This window comes from Erythrobacter sp. K21-9, assembly GCF_055808355.1.
This window is the reverse complement of record NZ_CM147866.1, coordinates 2,892,489-2,915,877: the sequence shown is the minus strand read 5'-3', so window position 1 is coordinate 2,915,877 and position 23,389 is coordinate 2,892,489. Positions and strand designations below refer to the sequence as shown.

Sequence of the window (23,389 nt, the reverse complement as noted above, 5' to 3'; positions counted from 1 at the left end):
TCAAAAATCCCCGGTTTGCAGGGTTTCTTGAGCGTAAAGGATTTAAGATCGGGTTATGCTTTATGCGGTTTTTACCACTGTGGCAGATTGTGCCGCTCTGTCTCTAGCGCGAAAGTGCCTGCTTATAGGCCGCCAGAAGAGGATCGATCTGGTGCTGCCAGTTCAATTCTTTGATGACCCGTTCGCGGCCATATTTGCCCATCGCGGAACGTTTGACGGGATCGTCGACAAGCTCGATGATCTTGTCAGCCAGATCAACCGGATCATTCGCCGCAGCATACAAGGAAGCACCCTGAGCTGAAAAACGCCCCTCGGTAACGTCAAACTGCACCATTGGCTTTTCGAGGCTCATATACTCCATGATCTTGTTCATGGTCGATTTGTCGTTCATTGAGTTGACCCGGTCAGGATTGACCCCGAGATCCATCGTCGAAAGTACCTCGAACAGGTCCTTGTCAGGAGCTCTTCCTGTAAAGGAGATGTAATCTTCGAGTTTCTTGTCGAGCGTAAGCGCTTTCAGGTCGTCAAGCGCGGGTCCTCCACCGACAAGAACGAATTGAATGTCCGTCCGCTCGCTATGTCGCACGATGTGTTCGACTGCATCGATCAGCAGATCGATACCTTCCTGCTCGCCCATGACACCAACATAGCCCACCATGTGCGCGCGTCCGTTTTTCCAGCCGTTGACGGGCGGCACGATTTTGAGCCGCGATAAGTCGGGGCCTGAGCGCACGACGTGGACACGATCGGGCGTCATGCCTCCGCGATCAATTGCAATCGCCTTGTAGCTTTCGTTGGTGGCGATTGAGACGTCTGCCACCTTGAATGTCAGCTTTTCGAACAGCACCATCAGTTTCCAGAAGAACCCGCGTTTGTTGAACTTTGCTTCGTACAGCTCGGGATTGATGTCGTGGTGATCGAATATGTAGCGCACGCCCAGCAGCTTGAAAGGCAAGGCGACAATGAAGATCAGGTCGGGCGGATTGCAGCCTTGAATGACGTCGAATCGCCGCTTGAAGAATATGCGCCAGGCAAGCAATGTTTCCCAGAACAGCGCCGCACCATACTCGGCTAGAAATCCAAGGGCTCCTTTCGCCTCGAGCGGCAAGGGATGGCGGTGGATTTCCACGCCCTCGATCACTTCAAAGCGTTTTTCATGCCCCTTGCCGGTGGGACATATGATCGAAACGTGCGCTCCCGCGGCTTTCAGAGTGCGCGCTTCCTGCCAGACACGTCGGTCGAACGGCAGGGGCAGGTTTTCGACGACGATCAGGATATGCCGATCCTTTAGCGGTTCGCCTTCGATAATGGAGGGTAAGCCTGCTTCAGCAGAAAGCGCCTGATTCACGGGATCGTGCTCACATCAACGAGCTTCCCGGGGTCTATATCGAGATCGTCTATCAGGCGATTGGTTGCAATGACGCGGTCATGAACACCGCTTTCGGCACGCTCCTTGTCTACCAGCAACCCGTCGATCTTGGGCAGCCAGGCATAAGCATAGCCGAGATTCTGTCCCACGAGATTGTCTGGCTCGATCTGTGGGTCGTGAATTTCCAGCGCGAACCCGGCTTCGAGCAGTTTGCGCGCCATGTCGACCGCTGGGCTTTCGCGCAAATCGTCGGTTTCCATCTTGAACGAAAGTCCGACCAGCAGGACCTTCGCTCCGGGCTTCAGACCATCAACAGCGTGCTGAAATTGATGATGTTTGTGCGCCTCATTCGACCTGATGAGCGAATCCACCAAGTGCGTTGCCGATCCCGTATCTGCCGAAATATACTGCAGCGCGCGTACATCTTTGGGCAGGCAGGACCCGCCAAATGCGCCGCCCGGGCGGGTGTAATAAGCCGATATGTTCAGCTTCGTATCGCTCTTGAAAATCTCGTGGACTTGCCGCGCTGAAATATCGAGGTTTTGGCATACTCGGCCGATCTCGTTGGCAAAGGCCACTTTCACGGCGTGCCAACTGTTATCTACGAATTTGGTAATCTCCGCTTCGCGCAAGCCAACCTCGAAAATCGGAGCATCGATACCTTGATGCAGGGCATGCATGTTGAGCGATGGTTTTGCACCGAGCGTCCCAATGACAATCTTGGGAGGATTGAAATAGTCCTCGATTGCGGATGCCTCGCGCAGGAATTCCGGGTTATAGACCAACTCCACCGCATTGCTTGCAGCGCTTCCGAGCGCGCTTTCGATGATCGGCCAGATGATGTTTTCGCAAGAGCCGGGACGCATCGTGGAGCGATAAGCCAGTGTCAGCGGGTTTGAGCGCGCGGGATCGATTGCTTCGGCTATGTTTCGCGTAACCTGCGCGATAAAACTCATATCATGGGCGCCATCGACACCGCTGGGGGTGCCAACGCAAACGATCGCAATGTCGCAATCATCGAGATGTCCGGCGATGCTGGTGTAGGCTTCGATCCGCCCTTCGGACCGCGCGTTTGCGATCAAATCGTCCAAGCCCGGCTCGTATACTGGTGCGCATCCTTCGTTTAGCGCGTCAACTTTGGCCTGGCTGACGTCTATGCCGACCACATGATGGCCCTGTTTGGCGATACAGCCGGCAGCAGTCGAGCCGACGTATCCCAAGCCAAAAATTGCAATTTTCACGGGGGGATTCTCGCTTCTTGGAATGGCGTTTGTTCGCGTGCGCGATAGCAACCACTCCATGTGTCGGCAATGAGCAAGTCCATAGCTCCCAGCCCGGCGTGAGCCGAATTTTCGGGGTATGCGATCGGTTCGAGAGAGCGCAAAAATTCCTGACTTGCCAACTGTTGCCAGCGTTATGTCACACCGGCAAAGAGGTAAAGCATAAGGAGAGCGCCCCATGAGCGACGCAAATGGCCCACTAGCCGGCTTGAAAGTCATCGAATTTGCCGGGATCGGACCGGGACCGCATGTCGCGATGCTGCTCGCCGATCTGGGCGCCGAAGTGGTCAAGATCGAGCGGCCCGGCGCCGCCATCACAAATCCCGTCGTGGAGCGCGCCCGGCACCGTGTGGCGGTCGATCTCAAGAGCGCAGATGGCAAGGCGTTTTGCCTCGATGCTGCTGCAAGAGCGGATGTTCTGATCGAAGGGTTTCGTCCCGGTGTCATGGAGCGCCTGGGCATTGGTCCCAAAGAATTGCTCGCAGCGAATGAGCGCCTTGTTTACGCCCGCATGACGGGATGGGGACAGGAGGGCCCGCTTGCACAGGCAGCCGGTCACGACATCAATTACATTGCCGTCACCGGCGCGCTGTCTTCCGTCGGAAAGGCTGGCGAGCCGGCGGTCCCGCCGCAAAACCTCGTCGGAGATTTCGGGGGCGGTTCGATGTACTGCGCTTTCGGAATTCTCGCGGCTTTATACGAACGGCAGCGGTCGGGCAAAGGACAGGTGGTCGATGCGGCAATCGTCGATGGCGCGACCAGCCTGATGAGCTTTTTCTTCGGTGTGCGCGACCGGCCCTTCATCACTACCGAGCGAGGCAAAGGGATGCTGGGCGGTGCGGCTCACTTCTACCGCTGTTTCGAATGCGCCGATGGCAAGGAAGTGTCAGTCGGTGCGATTGAACCGCAATTCTACGCTGAGCTGCTGGCGAAGTCAGGGGCTCCGGCGGACCTTGCAGAGGGTCAGATGAACCCTGCAAACTGGGACGACTACGCCGACCGGCTGGCCGCAATGTTCAAGACCAGGACGCAGGCCGAATGGACCGCGCTGCTGGAGGGAACCGATGCCTGCTTTGCTCCGGTGCTCGAAATGGACGAGGCGCGCGAGCATCCTCACATGAAGGCGCGCGGGGCATTCGTCGAGCATGACGGGGCCTGGCACACAGCGCCCGCGCCGCGGTTCAGCCGAACGCCGGGAGCGATCCGTTCAAGCACCGAAGACGGCGCCGAAATCGCCGCCAACTGGACGAAGGGCTAGGCGCAAGATGGCTGGAAAATACTTCGATGAATGGCAGGTCGGTGACCGGATCCAGCACGAGATCAGGCGGACAGTGACCGAAACCGACAATCTTCTGTTTTCGACCATGACCCACAACCCGCAGCCTCTGCACCTCGATGTCGAGGCGGCCAAGGAGAGCGGGTTCGGACAAATCCTGGTGAATTCTACTTTCACATTTTCGCTGCTCGTCGGGCTGTCAGTGGGCGACACTACGCTAGGCACTCTGGTGGCTAATCTGGGATTCGACAAGGTTGTCACCCCCAAGCCGGTCTTCATCGGAGACACGTTGCGTGCGCAAAGCGAAGTGAAGGAGGTGCGCGCGAGCAAATCGCGTCCGGAAGCCGGAATTGTGACCTTTATTCATGAACTTGTGAACCAGAGAGACGAAGTGGTCTGCCGCTGCGAGCGCTCGGCCTTGTTGCATAAATCTGCATAATTCCGGGACCGATTCCGCTGCGAAGCGCGTTGTATCATCGCTATGGCGCAGGAAACCAAAGAACCTGAATCTATCGGCGATGTCGTCGAAGGGCTTGGCGAACTCGCCGAGAGCGAGGCACAAGTATCATTCGGCGACGTGCTGGATAAATTCGGCGATCGGAGTTTCGCGCCGATCATGATGGTCCTGGCGCTGCTCGAGCTTACACCGATCGGAATAATTCCTGGCGTACCGAGCCTGCTCGCGCTGTGCATCGCGCTTATTGCCCTGCAGTTGCTCTTGGGTAGCGATCACATTTGGGTGCCGAAGTTTATCCAGAGCCGATCCGTCACGTCGGAAAAGCTCGAAAAGGCTACCAAGACGCTGGACGGTCCGGTACGAAAAGCTTGACGGTGTAGCAAGAGGACGCCTCGAATTTCTGGCTGAAGGCCCCTCTCTGCGTGTCGCGGCGGCCATAATTATCGTGCTGGCGCTGGCGGTTCCTCCGCTCGAATTATTGCCATGGGCGAGCGCGGGTCCGATGATCGCGATCTCCATCATCTGCGTCGCCATAATGGTGCGCGACGGGCTTGCCATGCTGATTGCGTGGGTGCTCGCGCTCGCTGCCATGATCGGGCTGGGTTTCTATTACTTCGGCTCCGAAGCAGCTGGCAGTGGCTATATGCCTTTTGTGATGGGCGCTTGACGGACCCGCAGCTCTAGCGGCAGACTATTCCCCGGAGAGAAGAGGGGAAAGCGCATGCAATCAGCATGGCAAAGGCTCGCGCTGGCGAGCATTTCGGCGATTGGCCTGTCGGCGTGCGATGGACTGGAAGCGGTCGATGCGAGCCAGAGCGGCGATGGCACCGGCACGATCGAACTCGCTGAATTTCCCGACCGACCTTATTGGGGCGACACTCATCTCCACACCGACAACTCGGTAGATGCCTTTGGTTTTGGCGTGCGGCTTGGGCCGGAAGAAGCGCTAAGATTTGCCAGCGGCGAAGAGGTCACCGCGACCACGGGCGCGCAGGCGAAGCTGGCTCGCCCGCTCGATTTCCTTGTTATCGCGGACCACTCCGACGGACTTGGAGCAACGCGGCGGCTATATGATGCGCCGCGTATAGGGGTAGTCGCGCAGGGCGATGAGACGTTGCTGCGCTGGTACGACATGATGCACGAAAGCCCGCAGCAGTCGCAGCTTGCGATTGCAGAATTGATAACGGTCGCAGCAGACGGAACCTTGCCCGAGGCGTTACGGGATCCAGAGCAGCAGGCCGAGAATACGCGCGATATCTGGAACACGCAGCTCGATTTGCTCGACCGTTACAACCGGCCTGGCATCTTCACGGCGTTTGCAGGGTTCGAATGGACGCTGATGCCGGATGGCAACAATCTGCACCGGGTCGTGATGTTTCGAGATGGCAGCGACAAGACGAGCCAGGTCGTCCCGTTTCCGGGCCTGGATACCACGCCCGAGCAGCTGTGGGATTACATGGCCGCCTATGCCGAAAACACGGGAGGCAGGGCGCTCGCAATACCGCACAATTCCAACCTCTCGAATGGGCTTATGTTCGAGATGACGATGCCCGGCGGCGCGCCGATGACCGCGGAATACGCGGCCAAGAGGGCCGCCGCGGAGCCGGTGGTGGAGGTGACGCAGATCAAGGGTGACAGCGAAGCCCACCCGTTTCTTTCGCCGAATGACGAAATGGCCGGCTTCGGGGTGACCGGCTGGGAGCTCGGCAATTTACCGCTCACGAGGAAAACCGAGCCTGACATGCTGGCTGGTTCCTATGTCCGCGAAGCATTGAAGCGCGGGCTGACGCTTGAAGAGCAAATGGGCGTGAACCCCTACGCGTTTGGCATGATCGGATCGACCGACAGCCACACCGCACTCGCGACCACGAGCGAAGACAATTTCTACGGCAAGCACACCGGCAACGAACCGCGCAGTGGGCGCGCCCTCGATGCGCAAAATCTCGGGACGCGCGAGGGACGCTTCGGCTGGCATTATCTTGCTGGTGGATATGCGGCGGCTTGGGCACGCGGCAATACGCGCGCCGAGATCTTCGATGCTTTCGAGCGACGTGAAGTCTACGCCACCACCGGTACGCGGATGAGCGTGCGAGTGTTTGGTGGCTTCGGTTTCGAGGAAGGTGACTGGGAAGGCGACTGGGTCCGCAAGGGGTATTCCGAAGGCGTGCCGATGGGCGGTGAGCTTTCCGATGGCGGTGAGGCGCCCAGTTTCATGATCAGCGCCATGAAAGATCCGGATGGCGCTAATCTGGACCGGGTGCAGGTCGTGAAGGGCTGGCTTGATGCCTCGGGCGAATTGCGCGAGCGGGTCTATGACGTGGTGTGGAGTGATATGACCGAACGTGTGCGCAGCGGAGGCAAGGTTCCTGCTGTCGGCGACACGGTCGACCGCGAAACCGCGACCTATACGAACGATATCGGGGCGGCGGAGCTGCGCAGCGTGTGGACCGACCCCGACTACACCGAAGGCCTGCGCGCTTTCTACTATGTCCGCGTCCTCGAAATCCCGACTCCTCGTTGGCCGCTTTTCGACCGCGTTCAGTATGGCACCGAGCTGACCAGCGACGTAGAATTGGTGGCGCAAGAGCGCGCCTATACCTCGCCGATCTGGCTCCGACCGAACGCCTGAAAGGCGCAGAGTGAAACTTCCAGGCTGGGTCCGTGAGCCTCTGGTTCATTTTCTGCTCGCGGGCGCTGCGCTCTACGCCTTCTTTGTCTGGACCGGCGGCAATGCGCTCGATCCTGCATCGCGCGTGATAGACGTGGACCGAGAACAGCAAGCGCAGCTGGCACTTCAGTTCGAACGGATCATGGGCCGCGCGCCCACGGATGCCGAACTTGACGCGCAAATCGACCGCTTCGTGCGCGATGAGGTGCTCTACCGAGAGGCACTGCGTCTTGGACTGGATCAAGGCGATGCAGTCGTGCGCAGGCGGCTGGTCTCCAAGATGGATCTGGTGGCGGCTGCGGCTGCTGAAAGCGCCGATCCGGATGAGGACGCCTTGCGAGGCTTTTTCAATGCGAGATCCGGAGCGATATGGAGCAGAAATCTCGGTCACCTTCGATCAGATCGTGTTTGCAGATGCCGCATCGGCGCGCGCGGCGTTAAACGATGTGGGAGAGGCATCTGAGTGGCGGTCCAGGGGAGAAGCATCGTCACTGCCGCCGGTGTTGGAGGCCAAACCGCTTCGAGATGTGCGCGTCGTTTTCGGCGAAGCATTTGCGAAGGCTATCGCGGATCTCGATGAAGGCGATGAGTGGCAAGGGCCGCTGCAATCGGGCTTCGGCTGGCATTTGGTGAAGATGCGCGAGCGCACGACCTCGTTGCCCGATTTTGACGCCCAGCGGTTGCGGGTGGAACGCGACTGGCGCAGCGCAGAAATCGCCAAGCGAAAGTCGCGCGCATACGAAGTTCTGCGCGATGCTTACCGTATCGAGATCGACCGATGACGAGGCTCATGCGGGTACTGATCGCGGCCGTCTGTGCCTGCCTTGCCGGGCCGCTCGCCGCCGATGAACTTCGGCCTGCGGTGATGGAGCTGGCGGAAACCGCTCCCGGCGAATGGTTGCTCGAATGGACCGTGCCCATAGCAGCGAGCGGAGGTGCTTCGGCTGTTCAAGTTGCACAGCCGGTCGTGCCAGGCAATTGCACTGTGATCGCAGAGCCGGTCAGGCGAGCCGCGCCGCTGGCCTTGATTGGCCGCGCCGAATTGCGCTGCGACGGCGAGATGCCGGGCACGGCATTCGGCCTTAGTGAACTCATCGGAAATGCCGACGCGATTGCGCGTTACGTCCCGCTTGACCAGCCAGTGCAGACCTTCAGGCTGACGTCGAGCGCGCCAACGGCCCGGATTGCCGCGCAGCCCGATAGATGGGCAGTCTCGCGCGATTATTTCATCATTGGCGCGGAGCACATCCTGCTTGGCTGGGACCATCTCCTGTTTGTGATCGCGCTGGTTTTCCTCGTTCGCAGGGGCTGGGCAGTGGTCAAGGCCGCGACCGCTTTCACAATCGCGCATTCGATCACGCTCGTGGCGACTACGCTCGGCTATAGCGGTCTGCCGAGCCGTCCGGTCGAGGCGCTGATTGCGTTGTCGATTGTCTTCCTCGCCGCCGAAGTCATGCGAGCGATCCGCGCCCCTGACAATCCAACTGTCACCCGGCGCATACCGTGGCTTGCCGCCTTCGCGTTTGGCCTGTTGCACGGCTTCGGCTTCGCAGGAGCGCTCGCCGAAATCGGTTTGCCGCAAGGCGAAGTCGCCAGCGCGCTGATCGCGTTCAATCTCGGGGTCGAGGCGGGTCAGCTGCTGGTGATCGCTGCGCTACTGGTAGCGCTCGAAGGGATGCGCCGCGCGGTTCCCAGGGCGGAGACCCCGGCGATCGGATTTGCAACCTACGCGATCGGTATCACCGGAAGCTTTTGGCTGATCGAGAGGATCGCCGGTTAGCCTTCCGGTTTTTCGCTCACCGGGGTGCCCCCCAAAGCCTGCCACAGCAGGACGCGTGCCCGCTCTGCCCGGCCCAGCGCCGCAGCAGCGCGTTCCCCGCTCGCATCGGCTGCGCGCCGCGCTCCGAGCACTTCGAGGAAATTCGCCAAACCGGCGCGGAAGCGCGTGTCGGCAAGATTTGCGGCGCGCCTGAGCTGGTCTCGCTCCTTCACGGCAAGCGCAGCTTCGGCATCGGCGGCAGCGATCAGGCCGTAAGCCGCCTCGGCATCGCCAAGCGCTTGGAAAACGGCCCCGCGATAGGCTGCAAAGGCGATTTTCTTGTTGGCCGCCGCCCCATCAATCTCGGCCTCGATCCGGCCAAAGTCGAGCAGCGGTCCGGCAAGGCCAGCCGCCAGCGTGCCGACGATGGAATCCTCATCGAAAATATCACTTGGGTCGAACGCGATCAGGCCAATGACGGCGGATAATGTGAGGCTGGGGAAGCGGGAGCGCGCGGCTGCGGCGAGTTCTGCATCGGTGGCCGCAAGTTCGCTGGCAGCCGCGACCACGTCAGGCCGGTTAGTGAGCAGCTCGGTTGGGAGAGCTGATGGGGCAGGGCTGGGTTCGGGCAATGCCGCAGGCTGCGACAGCGCCGCTGTCACCTCCGCTGCGTTCTGGCCAGTCAGGGTGACGAGCCGCCCGATGATCCGCGCGCGCTCGCTTGCCAGCGCTGCGAGGCGTGACCGCGATGCGCTGGCGGTGGCTTCCGCACGAACCCTGTCGAAACCGGGCGCAATGCCTGCATCCTCGCGTATTTTCGCAAGCGATGCGAGCTGCGTTGCAGCGTCGACATCCTCCTCCAGCGCCTCCGTACGAGCGGAAAGCACGCGCCAGTCGATCACGTTGCCCGCAATCTCAGCCATCAATGCAAGGCGCGCTGCATTGGCAGAGGCGCTGGCCGCGTCGATCCTGGCGATGGCTGCGCGCTCCTGAGCCTTGAGGCGGCCAAAAATATCCGCTTCCCAGCTTGCGACGATATTTGCGCCGTATGACACCTGCTCGGTGTCGATAAACCCGCCCGCGCCATCGCCGAACTGGTTGGGATTGATCCGCGTTCCAGTCACCGATGCATCGGCGCTCACATTGGGCAGGCGTTCAGCGCCCGCCCGGCGCGCTCTGGCGCGGGCCGCCTCGACCCGTGCAATCGCTTCGGCAAGGCTGGGTGCGTCCACGAGTGCCTGCGTCGCAAGTGAGGCAAAGGCCGGGTCCTCATTCGGCAACAGCGCTTCGACCGACGACGCCGTTTGCTCGTCTCCGATGAAGAAGAAGTCTGCCGGCAATTCCGGCGTCGGGGTCGCGACTTCCGGCGGCGGGCCGGCCACACAAGCACCCAAGGCTGCCATCAGCGATAATGCGAGAAGACGGCGCATCGCTCTTACTCCTGCTCAGCCGCGGCTTCGTTAGCGGGGATAAACGCATCGACCTGCTGGCCGACCCGGAAGGCTTCGCTCTGCGGCAGCGCGTAGATGATCTGGAGGACCCTGACATCGACCCGTTCGGTACCGCGCTGTTGGTCAGCTGGCGTTTGGGCACCACGAGCGGTTCGGCGCGAACGAATTGCGCCTTTGCCTGAATTTGCGCAGCACCTCGCGGCGAGACCACGGCATCGGCGCCAAGTTCGACCCGCGCCGCTTCGTTCTCGTCGATATCAACGCGGACGTGCAGCGGGTTCGTCTCGCCCATCTGGATGAAGGGCTGCGAATTGCCGCCTTGAGTGGCGACGAATTCACCCGGCCTGATATTCACCGCGAGGATTTCGCCGGTGATCGGGGCACGGACAGTAAGCCTGCCCAATTCGGTGCGCGCGCTGCCAGCCTGAGCCTGTGCTGCGGAAAGCCGGGCCCTAGCGAGGTTTAGCCTTGTCTTGGCAGCCGCCGCGTCGCCTTCCGCCCGGATAACCTCGGCGCGGCTTACGGCTGCGGGATCATCGAGATTGCGGTAGAGGGCGAGCTGCTGGCTGGCGGTGCTCTGCGCTGCCTGTGCCTCGGCGATGGCCGCGCGGGCTTCACCGATCGCGGCGTTGGCTTCGGCGAGGCGCGCGCGGGCGGCGCGGTCATCGACGAGAAACAGCGGCTGGCCTTTTTCGACGCGGTCGCCCGGTTGGACGCGCAAGTCCGTGATTAGCCCCGACAAGGCCGAGCCGATATCGATGATCTCGCTCGACGGTTCGACCAGCCCGGATCCCGCCACCCTTGAAGCGTTAGCGAGTTCACCGGTGGCCTTGGGCGGCTGCTGATCGGGCTCGGCAGTCGATCGGTCGGGCAGACCGCCAAATATCATGAAGGCCGCAACGACGATTCCGATCAACGCCAGCACCGGGAGGATCTGCCGCGAAAAGCTCAGGTTTTGGGGAAGGAGGGCCATAGGTTTCTCAAGGGATTGCAGGGAAGGGGCTTAGTGATCGTCCGGCATTTCATTGCCGTCATGCGTAACTTTGCCGTCCTCGAGCACGAGGATGCGGTCGGCGAGGTCGAAAATGCGGTTGTCATGGGTCACGATGATGCAGGCGCGGTCGGGCGCGATGGCGACTTCGCGCAGCAGGTCCATCACTCGGCGACCTGAGCTCGCGTCGAGCGCAGCCGTCGGTTCGTCGCAGACCACAAGGCGCGGCTCATGCACGAGCGCGCGCGCAATGGCGACGCGCTGCTGCTGGCCGCCTGAAAGCTGGCTCGGAAGCTTGTCGGCCTGATCGGCGATATTGAGTTTCTCAAGCAGCACCTTGGCCTTTTCGCGCGCCTCATCGATCCCCATGCCCTTGGCGATCAGGGGGACCGCAGCGTTTGCGAGCGCGTCGATCGACGGGATGAGATTGTACTGCTGGAAAATGAAGCCGATATTGTTCAGGCGGAAATTGACAAGCTCGGTGTCCGAAAGGCTGTAGATGTCGGTCCCGAAGACCCTGACCTCTCCCTCGGTCGGCCACAAGATGCCGCACATGATCGAGATCAGCGTCGTCTTCCCCGAGCCGCTCTCTCCCACAACATAGGTCATCTCGCCCGGCAAGATGTCGGCGTCGATGCCGTAAAGCGCGCGAATGGTTGTCTGGCCGCTTTCGAAATCCCGCACGATTTTGCGCGCGCAGATTGCGGCATCGGGCGAGCATCCGCCGATTGCGCTCGTGTCCATCGTCCTGGTGCTATTTTGGGCCATCACCGGAACACCGCCGCGGGTTCGGTGCTCAGAACGCTTCTGAGCGCGATGAAGCCGGTCATGGCGAGGATCACGATCACCGCGACGAGGCTGATGAGCGGGATTTGCCAAGGGATATAGAACCCCTTGAAGAACGGATTGCCGCTGAAGGCATAGATGAAGGCGACCGTGCCAATCACCCCGAGCGCATATCCAACCGTTCCGACCAGCGCCGCCTGCGCAGCGACCATGCTCACGATCTTGGCATTGGTTACGCCGATAGCCTTGAGCGCTCCGAATTGCTTGATGTTATCGCGGATGAACAGGCTGAATGTCAGGCCGACGATGGCAACTCCCACGACGAAGCCAAGGACGACAGTGATCCCGAAATTGGTCGGAATGCCTGTGTTTTCGACGATGAAATTGACGCCCGCCTCGGCGAATTCTTCTCGCGTTTCCGCTTTAAGTCCGGTTTGCTCCTCAATGCGGGTAGCGACCTCATCTGCGGTGAGGCCGTCGGAGATTCCTGCTAGGACAAAGGTCAGGCGGTTCCGCGTTCCCGGCACGTAATTCAGCGCCTGGCTGTATTTTGTATAAAGCACCACTTGGCTGGTGAAGCTCGGGATGGAATCGGCAACGCCGCGGATCACGGCGCGCTGGTCGTTGAGCTCCAACCGCTGGCCGATTGGATTTTCGCCATCTGCAAACAGGTTGAAGACCCCGCCATCGTCGATAATGACCGAATCAGGCCGCGACAGGACCGATTTCGACCCTTCGAGCATGTTTTCTGGCATCCCGATCAGCGTCGCATCGTCGACGCCGATAATGGCCACGCCCTCAAGGTCGCCCGTTCGGGTCCGAACCGATGCGACTGCGCGCAGATGCGGCACGGCCCATTCGACACCCGGGACCGAGCGCACTTCATCCAGTGCGGTCGATGGCATGGCGTAATTTACGTCAGTCGTGCGGCTGACCGGGTCCATCACCCAGACCTCCGCCTCGGGCGCGTTGTAGACGCCGCTGGCCCCGCGCTCGATCAGGTTGACGAAGATCGTCAGCTGCTGAGTGATCAGCAGCGTCGAAAACGCGATGCCGAACAGCAGTCCATAGAACTTCTGTGCATCACCGGTCAGCATTCGAATGGCGATCCAGAGCACGGGCGGAGGAACCTTTGCAAGCAGGAGGGGTTGTGTTGAGTGGAGGCTCAGCTACATATTGAACGGTCGCGTTTAACTGAACGGAGTCGTTCATTTTGTCAACTGCCATTCGAAAACGCCAGGGGCGGCTAGTCCGATATCGCAAAGCGTAACGCGATTATCGAAGCGGCTGCGCGGAGCTTTTTCGATGCCGGTTTCGCGGCCAGCTCGATCGAGCAGATCGCCGTCGATGCTGGCGTTTCCAAAGTCACGATCTACAACAATTTTGGCGACAAACGCTCCCTGTTCGGTGCAGCGGTCGAGCTCGAATGCGAAAAGATGCGCGGCCATTTCAGCATCGAAGACATGGCGCGCGGGTCGATCCGGGACCGGTTGACGGTCATCGGCAAGGCCATGTTCGCATTTCTTTCCCGGCCAGAAATGATCCAGTTCGAACGCCGTATTGCTGCCGAAACCGAATTCGAACCGGCGATCGGTCTTGCATTCCTGGAGGCCGGCCCGTGGCGCATGAAGCAGGCGTTCAGCGCGTTTCTTGCCCATGCATCGGCCAGCGGCGAGCTGCATGTCGACAATGCCGAGCTTGCCGCAGAGCAATTCGTGTCGATGTGCAAGGGGATGGGCGATCTTGAGCGCCGTTTCGGAGCCGAAGTTTCCGCCGAAGACAGCGACCGCCGCATCGCCGGTGCAGTCGATGTTTTCCTCGCAGCTTACGGCGCAGACTAGACGAGCGCGCTCAGCGAAGCGGTGAAATCGATTTTTCGCATGGCAGTGTTCGAAAATTAGCACGACGAGCCGAGGTGCGCATTATCTTGCCATTCACACGTCCGATCCTACATAATCAGGCGAGAAAGGAATCCCCCTGATGAGTGACCCCCAAGATCCGCAGCAACAGCCCCCCGAGGGCCAGAACCCGTGGATCAAGCAATTGATGATCTGGGGCGGCATTTTCCTTGCCCTGCTTTTGGTCGTTTCGCTGTTCAACAATGCAGGCCAGAATCCCGGTACTCAAATCCAGTATTCGGAATTCCGCGCGCAGGTCGCCAATGGCGACGTGCAGGAAGTGGCGCTGGGCGAAGACCTCATCACAGGCGCGCTCAAGAACGGGCAGACATTCTCGACCATCCCCGTCCCGGCAGACACCGGCATCACGCAATTGCTGCAGGAGAACGACGTGCGGTTCTCGGGCAAGCCGCGTGAGGAGCCCAATCTGCTGCTTTACATTCTGATCCAATCGCTACCGTTCATCCTGATCCTCGGCATCGCGTTCTTCGCGCTGCGCCAGGTCCAGAAGGGCGGCGGAGGCGGCGCGATGGGATTTGGCAAGTCCAAGGCCAAGATGCTCACCGAACGATCGGGCCGCGTGACATTCGAGGATGTCGCCGGGATCGACGAAGCGCGCGAAGAGCTCGAGGAAGTTGTTGAGTTCCTCAAGGACCCGCAGCGTTTCTCCAAGCTGGGCGGTCAGATCCCGAAAGGCGCGCTGCTGGTTGGTTCGCCGGGTACCGGTAAGACGTTGCTCGCCCGCGCGATCGCTGGCGAAGCAGGCGTTCCGTTCTTCACCATTTCCGGGTCCGATTTTGTCGAAATGTTCGTCGGTGTCGGTGCAAGCCGTGTCCGCGACATGTTCGAGCAGGCGAAAAAGAACGCGCCGTGCATCGTCTTCATCGACGAAATTGACGCGGTCGGTCGTTCGCGCGGCCACGGGCTCGGCAATTCCAATGATGAGCGCGAGCAGACGCTGAACCAGCTGCTGGTTGAAATGGACGGCTTCGAAGCCAATGAAGGCATTATCATCGTCGCGGCGACCAACCGTCCCGACGTGCTCGACCCGGCGCTGCTGCGTCCGGGCCGGTTCGACCGTCAGGTCGTCGTGCCGATCCCCGATATCGATGGCCGCGAGAAAATTCTCGGCGTCCATATGAAAAAGGTGCCGCTCGCACCCGACGTGAACCCGCGTACAATTGCGCGCGGCACTCCGGGCTTCTCGGGCGCGGACCTTGCAAACCTCGTCAACGAAGCTGCTTTGCTGGCTGCGCGCCGAAACAAGCGCCTCGTCGCGATGCAGGAATTCGAAGACGCGAAGGACAAGGTCATGATGGGTGCGGAACGCCGCTCCATGGTCATGACCGATGATGAGAAGAAGATGACCGCCTATCACGAAGCCGGTCACGCGCTTGTCAGCATCAATGAGCCTGCATCCGATCCGATCCACAAGGCGACGATCATCCCGCGCGGCCGCGCGCTGGGCATGGTCATGCGTCTGCCCGAGCGTGACAATTACTCCTATCATCGCGACAAGATGCACGCGAACCTCGCTGTGGCGATGGGTGGGCGCGTGGCCGAGGAAATCATCTTCGGACACGACAAGGTCTCGTCCGGTGCATCGGGCGACATCCAGTATGCGACCGATCTTGCGCGCAACATGGTCACCAAGTGGGGGATGAGCGACAAGCTTGGCCCGCTCCAGTACGAGGAAAGCCAGGAAGGCTATCTCGGCATGGGTCAGACTGCGCGCACGATGGCTGGCGCTGAAACGAACAAGCTGATCGATGCCGAAATCAAGGACCTGGTCGAAGGCGGATTGAAGCGCGCGACCGACATCCTTACCGAGCAGGAGGACAAGCTCCACTTGCTGGCGCAGGCAATGCTCGAATACGAGACCCTGACCGGCGACGAGATCAACCAGCTTCTGGAAGACGGGAAGATCGACCGGCCGGACGAGCCCAAGGGGCCGACTGCGGTCAAGCCCTCCCACGGATCGGCGATCCCCAAGGCTGGCAAGCGCTTCGGTCAGAAGGATTCAGGCTCGGGAGACGAAGCCCCGCAAGGCGCCTGATCCCGCCTCTGATTTGAATGAAAAGGCCGCCCGGAGCGATTCGGGCGGCCTTTTTCGTGCCTGCCCGGTGCGGGCTCAGAAGGCGCCGAGCAGCAAGAGCGACTGCAAGAACAGCACCAGCACCACGACTATGAACGCGAACATCGCGAAAAACCGCCAAACCGCCGAGAGGCGAGATAGGGCATAAGTGTGCCGCAAATGCTTGTAGAGATGCAGCGGTGCAATCGTAACGAGCAATACGAATATCAGCGTCCCCGGCATCTGGATTGCGCCCAGCAGCGACAACGCGATGAACAGGAGCGACATGAAGCTGAGCGAATAGGTGATGAAGATCGCGTGATCGTAGGCTTTGAACCGGCGTTTCCATGCGAACATTAGCCAGACGAAGGGAACGGAAAGCGGGATCAGCAGCCAGCTGAACTTGTATCCGTTTGCCTGCATCTTGTAGATCATCAGGCTCGGATTCTGCCGCCACTTGGCAAGCGTGTCGTCGATCACAGGTATTCCGGATTTCTCGATCGTCATCCGGGCACTTCCTTCCTCATCGAGTGGGACGATCGCGATGACCCCATCCTTGTACCTCTGAAGCTCTTCCAGGCCGGCTTCGGCAGTCTCGATTTCGGCTTCGAGGTCCGCGCGTTCCTCCGAGCCCTTCGGCAGGGTTTCGAGCCGCCGCTTCGCATCTGCGATGTTGGCCTCGCCGCGTCTCTCAAGGTTGCTCGTCAGCAAGGCGGTCACTCCTTCGCCGCGGCTTTCCAGCAACGCCTGAGCCTCTTCGAGTGAGACGCGTTGCTGGTCGAGCGAGGTTCGCTCAGCTTCAGGAAGATCCGGGTCGTCGAGGCGCGCACGGATTTCGGAAAGCTGCGCTGTCACTTCCTCTGTCTCAGCGGCGACCAGTTTTTCGACTTCGGAGCGCGCGCTGCTGGCCAGATCGGTCGGAGCGGTGATGCCCACCATCTGAAACACCGCAAACATCGCAAATACGCTGAACAGGAACATCGCCATCGGGCTTACGAATTTTGCCCGCTCACCCTCGATATACCGGCGCGTCAACGCGCCCGGTTTGAAAAGCAGCAAAGGCAGGGTGCGCCAGAACTTTCCGTCGAGATGCAGGACGCCGTGGATCAGATCATGGACGATAGCCGACAAAGTGCGGTGCACGTGCTGTTTCTGGCCGCAATTCTGGCAATAGCCCCCAAGCGGGCGCTCGCCGCAATTGAGACATTCTCCGTCGCCGGAACCGGCAGTCCTTGCCTCACCGTGTGACGGCTCGACTGCTCGCCCGGTAAGTCCGCCTTCGATTGCGGCGCCAATACCTTCGGTAATGTCGTTCATCCGATCCCCCAAGACCTGCGCATCCATATAGACAATCGCGGCGGCGGGTGGGAAGGGCCAGTGTGCCCCCTCGCCTTCGGTCCTAGAGTTTTGCGAGCTTGCGCTCGATCGCGGTCCATAATTGCGCAAAGGCTCGCGCTCCCGGTGATCGCGGTGCAAACGCACCCACCGGTTGCCGCTCGACCGCGCATTGTTCGATCGCGCTGGCTGCGGGGATCGCGGGCCAATTCGGGTTCGCCTCACGCGCCTCCTTGTGAAGCTTGCGCCGCATGTCGAGCATCGACAGCACCGGCAGGATAGGAGGATGACCTTTCCCGCTGCCGCGTACTTCCTCCACCACGGTTTCTAAAGCGCGGCTCGAAAGCGGTGATGGCGGCAGCGGCACGATCACCAGGTCGGCCGCGCGCATGACCTGCGTGCTGACTTCGTTCAGCACAGGCGGACAATCGAACACGATACGGTCATAATCCTTCGCAAGCGCGGAGGTGAGTTTGGCGAGACGCTTTTTCTTGCCGATCTGGCTGAACTGCCGATCGAGGTGCCGGATGCTTTCATCCGCAGGAAGCAGGTGAAGATTGTCGTGCTGTGTCTTGCGGATCAATTTACGCGGGTCACGATCGGTAGAAAACACCGATTCCGCGGCGCGCTTCTTCTTCGGGTCGATCCCCAGCATGAATCCCGAGCCATTGGCAGGGTCAAGGTCCCAGAGAAGCGTCTGCCTGCGCGAAATTGCAGCTGCGCACCATGCGAGGTTGACCGCAAACGTAGTTTTGCCGACCCCGCCTTTCACACTGTAGACTGCGATCGATGCCATGGCGGGTCTAAATTTCCTTGTGAAAACGAGAAACAGTGATATTTATTGCGAGGCGCGCACGAGACATTGTTACATGCGGCTATAGCGAAGGCAAGAATGTGGCAGCGGCGCTTTGGTCGTCTTGCCGATGAGTAAGCACACTGGAAACGAAAAAGGCCGCCAAATTGGCGGCCCTTTCCAAACCGGGACAGTATCCCGGCAATGTCTCCACGGCGATCAGCCGTCGTAATCGGCACCGATCGACGTCGAGCGTGTCGGCGCGCTTGCCGTGATCCGGAGCGCCTCTGCCGACTGGCTCAGCGAACCGATTTCATCGGCATCGTCTTCATCGTCAGGAAGGATCTTCTGCAGACCGGTGACCAGGGATTCGCGCAGTTCCTTCGGCTTGACCGTCTGCTCTGCAATTTCGCGCAGCGCCACGACCGGGTTCTTGTCGCGGTCGCGGTCAAGCGTGAGTTCGCTGCCACCGGAAATCTCGCGCGCACGCTGCGCAGCGAGCAATACGAGGTCGAAGCGGTTTGGGACCTTGTCGACGCAATCTTCAACGGTAACGCGTGCCATCTGCGGGCCTTTTCAATCGAGTTGTCTGAAGGAGAGCTGCATCTAAGGACGAAGGGGCGCTGAGTCAAGGAATTGGCAACCGAATGCGCCGCTATGCGTTAGGCCTGCGTGACTGAAGAACAAGCTCCCGATCCAGCGCGGTCTCCGACCAGCGATTACAGCGACAAGGACAGCTTCCAGATGGAGGCCAAAGGGCACGTCTTCACGTTCTATCCCGCCGGTTCGGACCGGCTGGAAGCCTTGATAGACCACATCGACAAGGCCGAACGCACTCTCGACGTGTTCTATTACATGTTTCAAGACGACAGCGCGGGCGAGAAAGTGCTCGGTGCGCTGGTCGAGGCGGCAAAGCGCGGAGTCGCGGTGTCGCTGATCATTGATGATTTCGGCACCGACGCCCCTCCTGATTTTTTCGAGCCATTGACCGAGGCGGGCGGCGACTTTTCGATCTTCTCGGCCAACTGGAATGTCAAATATCTCATCCGCAACCACCAGAAATTCGCGATTGCCGACAATGCACGTGTGATGACCGGCGGCTCCAACGTGTCGGACCACTACTTCGATCCACCCGAAAACAATGGATGGTGCGACCTTGGTGTTGCGATCGAAGGCGACGTTGCCGAACGCTTCAGCGAATGGTTCGAATTGCTTCATGACTGGACCAATTCCGACGGCTCCCAGCTGCGCGAGGTCCGCAGTATGGTCAAGGGTTGGGACCCCGGCGATGGGCCGGTCCAGCTTTTGATGGGCGGTCCGCTGACACGGCGCAGCAACTGGTCCTACAGGTTCAAGAAGGACCTCGTGCGCGCAAAGCGGCTGGATCTCGTCACCGCCTATTTCGGACCGCCGCTTAGTTTCCGGAGACTGATCGGCAAGGTCGCGCGGCGAGGCAAGGCGCGGCTTATTACGGCAGGCAAATCCGACATCCAGGCGACCATTGCTGTAGCTCGACTGTTCTACAAACGCCTGATGAAAGCGGGCGCCAAGATCGCCGAGTTCCAGCCCTGCAAGCTCCATATGAAGCTGCTGGTCGTCGACAATGCGAGTTACTTCGGGAGCGCAAATCTCGATCGGCGATCGGTCCGCGTCAATATCGAGCTGATGGTCCGAGTGGAAGACGAGGCTCTTGCCGAGCGTCTGCGCGAATTCATCGATCACCTGGAAGAAGCCTCGATGGTGGTCGACCAGAAGTGGTACGAACAGCACAACAAGTTTTTCGACCGGCTGCGCAGGCGCTTCTTCTATTACATCAGCCTTGCCGATTACAGTGTCGCCAGAGGGCTATCGGGCTGACGCGAGATCCGGCTGCGAATGACCGCACCCTTCGCCCCATCTAGCGGGCAATTATTCGTAGCCCCATTCCGAATAGTCTTTCTTATTCGGGGATGAGAATCTCGTATACTCGCTATGGAACAGAAGCGGGACGTTGCCGGTCGACCCGTGGCGCTGCTTGGCGACGTTGATTGCTGCCTTGTTTTTGATCTGCTCGTATTGCTCTTCCCACATGCGGTATTTCTCGACCGCCTCGGGTGTGCTTGAGCCATCGGGTACGTCCGGGCGGCTGGATTCGAGATAATAATCGTCGCGGTATACGAACCACACCATGTCGGCGTCCTGCTCGATCGAGCCCGATTCCCTGAGATCGGAAAGCATCGGTCGCTTGTCCTCGCGCTGTTCGACCGCACGGCTGAGCTGCGAGAGTGCAATCACCGGAACGCTGAGCTCTTTCGCGAGCGTTTTTAGGCCTCGGCTGATCTCGGAAATTTCATTGACACGGTTGTCGTTGGCGCGGCCCGAGCCTTGCAGCAATTGCAGGTAGTCGACCACGATCAGCCCGATATCGTGGCGCCGCTTCAGCCGCCGGGCACGGGTGCGTAGTCCGCCAATCGTCAGCGCCGGCGTATCGTCGATATATAGCGGCAGTTCGGCGAGGCGCTGGCTGGCAAAGCTCAGCTTCTGGAAATCGTCACGGCTCAGTTTACCACTGCGCAGCGCTTCGGAACTGATTTCGGCCTGTTCGGCGAGGATACGGGTCGCGAGCTGGTCGGCGCTCATTTCGAGGCTGAAGAACGCCGCGGGCGCGCCGTAATTGAACTCGCCGCCATCGCGCTGCCAGTCGAGATGCGCCTCGGCGCAATTGAATGCGATGTTGGTGGCGAGCGCGGTCTTGCCCATGCCCGGGCGTCCGGCGAGGATGATGAGATCGGAGTCGTGCAGGCCGGCGGTCTTCTGGTCGATCGTGGCGAGACCCGTTGTCTTCCCGGACAGCCCGCCGCCCGAATTCATCGCGGCCTCCGCCATCTTGATCGCGGTGAGCGCGGCATCGCGGAAGCTTGCCGCCTCACTGCCGGTCGCGGCACCCTCGGCAACCTTGAACAGGTCCGCTTCTGCCTGGCTGATCCGGTCCATCGGATCGGTTTCCTCCGAAGTATCGAGAGCACCTTCGACAAGGCCGCGCCCGACGCTCACCAATTCGCGCAGCAGGGCAAGGTCGTAAATCTGCTGGGCCAATTCGCGCGGAGCGAGCAGGCCCGCCCCGTTTGCCGTGAGCTGTGCAAGATATTTCGGACCGCCGAGCTCCTTCAGCGCCTCGTCCGCTTCGAAATAGGGGCGCAGGGTCACCGGCGAGGCGGTCGCATTGCGATCGATCAGCGTCTTGATTCGCTCGTAAATCCGCTCATGCAGCGGCTCGAAGAAATGATCGGGCCGGATCGGAGTCTGCAATTCCTCGATCACTCGGTTGTCGATCAGCACCGCACCCAGAAACGCGGCCTCCGCCTCAAGGTTCGAGGGAAGCTTGCGCGCGGTCGCGTCATCGCCGGAGACGATCTGCAGTTTTTCTGGTTCGGCCATGCAACCCTGATGCGATTTTTCGATGCATTTTTGCAAGGCCAAAGCGCCTGAATATATTTTCGAAGAGGTAGCTTGCGTTGTGGATAGCGGGGATTGCCAATCGAAGTGCTTGAAGTGTGGCCCGACTATCTGCGAAGGCGCTTCGTCATGGCAGATACGCCTCCTGATTCCGCGAGCGCGCGCAGCGACTCGCACCGCATCGCCCACATCGCTCTCGATGAGGAGACGATCCTGTGGCGCAATGCCGATGTCGAACAGGAACGCCGGGTGGCGATCTACGACCTGATCGAGGAAAACACATTCAAGCCGGTGCGCAGCGCCGAGCGCGGCGCGAAGGGGCCATACCGGCTGCAACTCGGCGTTCGCGACGGGCGGCTGGCGATGCAGATCAGCGACGAGGAAGAGCGCGAGCTTGAGACATTGTTGATCGGGCTTGCCCGCTTTCGCCGCCCTATCCGCGAATACTTCGCTATTTGCGACAGCTATTACCAGGCGATCCGCAAGGCTACTCCGGCCGAGATAGAGACCATCGACATGGCGAGGCGCGGCATACACAATAACGCCGCCGAGCTGCTGCTGGAACGGCTCGATGGCAAGATCGAAACCGATTTTGCGACCGCTCGGCGACTTTTCACGCTGATTTGCGTGCTTCATATCAAGGGTTGAGCGGCAATTATGGCACGGGCCAAGAGCGCGCAGTCGTCGCGGCGCAAGAAAGCAGGCAAGGGTCGCTGGCTGTTCCGCCTGATTGCGCTTGCGGCGCTGACGGCGATCGCTTTCGCGGTTTGGTTCTGGTGGGACATGCGCGAGTGGCGGCCCGATGAGGCTATGTATCCTGAGCAGGGCGCGGTTATCGCCAGCGGTGCATCGGGCACGAAGTTTGAGACGGTAAAGGCGCTTGGCGGGGAGTTCGTCTACCTCAAGCTTGCCCCTGTCGGCGGCGCGCCCGATCCGGGATTTGCAACAAGGCTGAAATCGGCACGGGAATCGGGCCTGAAGGTCGGCGTCATCTACCCGTTCGACCCATGCCTGCGCGCCGATCCGCAAAGCGCGCGCTTCACCCGCATGGTGCCGCGCAGCGCCGATTTGCTCCCGCCAGCGGTCGCGCTCTCTCGCCTGGCAGATGGCTGCGATCCGGCGGTCAGCGATGCCGCGGTCGAAAGCGAATTGCTCACGCTCGTCAACCAGATCGAGATGCATTCGGGCAAGCCCGCCATCCTCAAGCTGGGCAAAGACTTCCAATCCCGGCACGGCACAGCGCGCAGCCTGTCGCGCGATCTGTGGCTGATGCGAGACCGGGCCCGGCCTGATTACGCGGGGCGGCCTTGGCTGCTATGGAGCGCGAACAGTCAATTGGTGAGCGCAGCCTCACCCGATCCGATAGAGTGGACGGTAGTGCAACGATGAACGTGAACGACGAGACTCAGGCCGAGCTGATTGCAGCGGCGCGTGATGCGGCTGCCCATGCCTACGCACCCTATTCCGATTACCAGGTCGGCGCAGCGCTCTTGTTCGAAGACGGCGCGATCATCACCGGGAGCAATGTCGAGAACGCCAGCTACGGTCTCGCTCTCTGCGCAGAAACAGTCGCGGTTGCGCGCGCGCTCGGCGAAGGGCGGCGCGGCGGATTAACCGCCGTGGCCGTTATTGGTCCCGAGGACAAAGGTGACGGAGCTCCAATCACGCCGTGCGGACGTTGCCGTCAGGTGCTGAACGAGATCGCACAGCTTGGCGGCACCGATCCCGTGATCCTGTGCGTCGGCACGAACGAATTGCGCAAGACAGCTTTATCGGCGCTGCTCCCGCGCGCTTTCGGTCCTGCCCACCTCGATTGA

Annotated in this window: 24 protein-coding genes and 1 pseudogene; 15 read left to right on the top strand and 10 right to left on the bottom strand. The window is 60.5% G+C overall.

Annotated features, from left to right (window positions below):
- Positions 1-103 precede the first annotated feature (103 nt).
- Together AC0L39_RS15000 and AC0L39_RS14995 are read right to left on the bottom strand one after the other, a co-directional pair.
- Entirely contained in the window at positions 104-1,348 is a 1,245-nt protein-coding gene (locus AC0L39_RS15000; protein ID WP_473259066.1) for a glycosyltransferase family 4 protein, read from the bottom strand.
- Entirely contained in the window at positions 1,345-2,868 is a 1,524-nt protein-coding gene (locus AC0L39_RS14995) for a nucleotide sugar dehydrogenase (protein ID WP_473259064.1), read from the bottom strand. Before AC0L39_RS14995 ends, AC0L39_RS15000 begins: the two co-directional genes overlap by 4 nt.
- Between AC0L39_RS14995 and AC0L39_RS14990 the strand changes: the two genes are divergently transcribed.
- Genes AC0L39_RS14990 through AC0L39_RS14955 form a run of 8 tightly spaced genes read left to right on the top strand, consistent with a single transcriptional unit; the run spans position 2,828 to position 8,830 of the window.
- Positions 2,828-3,907: a CaiB/BaiF CoA transferase family protein gene (locus tag AC0L39_RS14990; protein WP_473259062.1), complete on the top strand. Its 1,080-nt coding sequence runs from the start codon at positions 2,828-2,830 to the stop codon at positions 3,905-3,907. The genes AC0L39_RS14995 and AC0L39_RS14990 overlap by 41 nt on opposite strands.
- 7 nt (positions 3,908-3,914) lie before the next feature.
- Positions 3,915-4,364 (top strand): MaoC family dehydratase, encoded by a 450-nt coding sequence (locus tag AC0L39_RS14985; RefSeq protein WP_473259060.1) that lies wholly within the window; start codon positions 3,915-3,917, stop codon positions 4,362-4,364.
- Between the two features lie 42 nt (positions 4,365-4,406).
- A complete protein-coding gene (locus AC0L39_RS14980) occupies positions 4,407-4,754 on the top strand; it encodes an exopolysaccharide biosynthesis protein (RefSeq protein ID WP_473259059.1) in 348 nt (115 codons plus the stop codon).
- Positions 4,654-5,049: an exopolysaccharide biosynthesis protein gene (locus tag AC0L39_RS14975; protein ID WP_473262415.1), complete on the top strand. Its 396-nt coding sequence runs from the start codon at positions 4,654-4,656 to the stop codon at positions 5,047-5,049. Before AC0L39_RS14980 ends, AC0L39_RS14975 begins: the two co-directional genes overlap by 101 nt.
- 54 nt (positions 5,050-5,103) lie before the next feature.
- Complete coding sequence (locus AC0L39_RS14970; RefSeq protein ID WP_473259057.1) at positions 5,104-7,011, top strand: DUF3604 domain-containing protein; 1,908 nt, start codon at positions 5,104-5,106, stop codon at positions 7,009-7,011.
- Between the two features lie 10 nt (positions 7,012-7,021).
- Positions 7,022-7,513: a hypothetical protein gene (locus tag AC0L39_RS14965; protein ID WP_473262489.1), complete on the top strand. Its 492-nt coding sequence runs from the start codon at positions 7,022-7,024 to the stop codon at positions 7,511-7,513.
- Positions 7,401-7,832, top strand: a complete 432-nt coding sequence (locus tag AC0L39_RS14960) for a peptidylprolyl isomerase (protein ID WP_473259055.1) — start codon at positions 7,401-7,403, stop codon at positions 7,830-7,832. The genes AC0L39_RS14965 and AC0L39_RS14960 overlap by 113 nt, the downstream gene beginning before the upstream one ends.
- Positions 7,829-8,830, top strand: coding sequence for a HupE/UreJ family protein (locus AC0L39_RS14955; RefSeq protein ID WP_473259054.1), 1,002 nt, complete (start codon positions 7,829-7,831; stop codon positions 8,828-8,830). Before AC0L39_RS14960 ends, AC0L39_RS14955 begins: the two co-directional genes overlap by 4 nt.
- Here AC0L39_RS14955 and AC0L39_RS14950 read toward each other — a convergent pair.
- From AC0L39_RS14950 to AC0L39_RS14935, 4 genes are read right to left on the bottom strand one after another with little or no spacing between them, the layout of a single operon-like run.
- Complete coding sequence (locus tag AC0L39_RS14950) at positions 8,827-10,191, bottom strand: efflux transporter outer membrane subunit (protein WP_473259052.1); 1,365 nt, start codon at positions 10,189-10,191, stop codon at positions 8,827-8,829. The two genes, AC0L39_RS14955 and AC0L39_RS14950, sit on opposite strands and share 4 nt — an antisense overlap.
- Positions 10,079-11,233 carry an efflux RND transporter periplasmic adaptor subunit gene (locus AC0L39_RS14945; RefSeq protein ID WP_473259050.1) on the bottom strand — a complete coding sequence of 385 codons (1,155 nt, stop codon included), beginning with the start codon at positions 11,231-11,233 and terminating at the stop codon, positions 10,079-10,081. Before AC0L39_RS14945 ends, AC0L39_RS14950 begins: the two co-directional genes overlap by 113 nt.
- A 30-nt stretch (positions 11,234-11,263) precedes the next feature.
- Complete coding sequence (locus AC0L39_RS14940; protein WP_473259048.1) at positions 11,264-11,995, bottom strand: ABC transporter ATP-binding protein; 732 nt, start codon at positions 11,993-11,995, stop codon at positions 11,264-11,266.
- A 23-nt stretch (positions 11,996-12,018) separates the two neighbouring features.
- Positions 12,019-13,155: an ABC transporter permease gene (locus AC0L39_RS14935; RefSeq protein WP_473259047.1), complete on the bottom strand. Its 1,137-nt coding sequence runs from the start codon at positions 13,153-13,155 to the stop codon at positions 12,019-12,021.
- Positions 13,156-13,293: 138 nt separating this feature from the next.
- Between AC0L39_RS14935 and AC0L39_RS14930 the strand changes: the two are divergent.
- The 3 genes and pseudogenes from AC0L39_RS14930 to ftsH form a co-directional block, all read left to right on the top strand.
- Positions 13,294-13,389: pseudogene (locus AC0L39_RS14930) on the top strand (TetR/AcrR family transcriptional regulator); the annotation flags it as partial.
- 84 nt (positions 13,390-13,473) lie between these two features.
- The gene (locus AC0L39_RS14925) at positions 13,474-13,878 is read left to right on the top strand and encodes a TetR/AcrR family transcriptional regulator C-terminal domain-containing protein (protein WP_473259046.1); all 405 of its coding nucleotides are present in this window, start codon (positions 13,474-13,476) and stop codon (positions 13,876-13,878) included.
- Between the two features lie 139 nt (positions 13,879-14,017).
- Positions 14,018-15,991: an ATP-dependent zinc metalloprotease FtsH gene (ftsH, locus tag AC0L39_RS14920; RefSeq protein ID WP_473259045.1), complete on the top strand. Its 1,974-nt coding sequence runs from the start codon at positions 14,018-14,020 to the stop codon at positions 15,989-15,991.
- Between the two features lie 75 nt (positions 15,992-16,066).
- Here the strand turns inward: ftsH and AC0L39_RS14915 are convergent, their stop codons facing one another.
- The 3 genes from AC0L39_RS14915 to rpoZ form a co-directional block, all read right to left on the bottom strand.
- Positions 16,067-17,326 carry a DUF3667 domain-containing protein gene (locus tag AC0L39_RS14915; protein WP_473259044.1) on the bottom strand — a complete coding sequence of 420 codons (1,260 nt, stop codon included), beginning with the start codon at positions 17,324-17,326 and terminating at the stop codon, positions 16,067-16,069.
- 82 nt (positions 17,327-17,408) lie between these two features.
- Complete coding sequence (locus AC0L39_RS14910; RefSeq protein ID WP_473259043.1) at positions 17,409-18,140, bottom strand: ParA family protein; 732 nt, start codon at positions 18,138-18,140, stop codon at positions 17,409-17,411.
- A 216-nt stretch (positions 18,141-18,356) separates the two neighbouring features.
- A complete protein-coding gene (gene rpoZ, locus AC0L39_RS14905) occupies positions 18,357-18,701 on the bottom strand; it encodes a DNA-directed RNA polymerase subunit omega (protein WP_473259042.1) in 345 nt (114 codons plus the stop codon).
- 108 nt (positions 18,702-18,809) lie between these two features.
- On the opposite strand from rpoZ, the gene AC0L39_RS14900 reads away from it, so the two are divergent.
- Complete coding sequence (locus AC0L39_RS14900; RefSeq protein ID WP_473259041.1) at positions 18,810-19,994, top strand: phospholipase D-like domain-containing protein; 1,185 nt, start codon at positions 18,810-18,812, stop codon at positions 19,992-19,994.
- A gap of 51 nt (positions 19,995-20,045) precedes the next feature.
- Here the strand turns inward: AC0L39_RS14900 and AC0L39_RS14895 are convergent, their stop codons facing one another.
- On the bottom strand, positions 20,046-21,554 hold the full coding sequence (locus AC0L39_RS14895) for a replicative DNA helicase (RefSeq protein ID WP_473259040.1): 1,509 nt from the start codon (positions 21,552-21,554) through the stop codon (positions 20,046-20,048).
- Positions 21,555-21,701: 147 nt separating this feature from the next.
- On the opposite strand from AC0L39_RS14895, the gene AC0L39_RS14890 reads away from it, so the two are divergent.
- From AC0L39_RS14890 to AC0L39_RS14880, 3 genes are read left to right on the top strand one after another with little or no spacing between them, the layout of a single operon-like run.
- Positions 21,702-22,220: a UPF0262 family protein gene (locus AC0L39_RS14890; RefSeq protein WP_473262413.1), complete on the top strand. Its 519-nt coding sequence runs from the start codon at positions 21,702-21,704 to the stop codon at positions 22,218-22,220.
- Positions 22,221-22,229: 9 nt separating this feature from the next.
- Positions 22,230-22,961, top strand: a complete 732-nt coding sequence (locus tag AC0L39_RS14885; RefSeq protein WP_473259039.1) for a glycoside hydrolase family 25 protein — start codon at positions 22,230-22,232, stop codon at positions 22,959-22,961.
- The gene (locus tag AC0L39_RS14880) at positions 22,958-23,389 is read left to right on the top strand and encodes a cytidine deaminase (RefSeq protein ID WP_473259038.1); all 432 of its coding nucleotides are present in this window, start codon (positions 22,958-22,960) and stop codon (positions 23,387-23,389) included. Before AC0L39_RS14885 ends, AC0L39_RS14880 begins: the two co-directional genes overlap by 4 nt.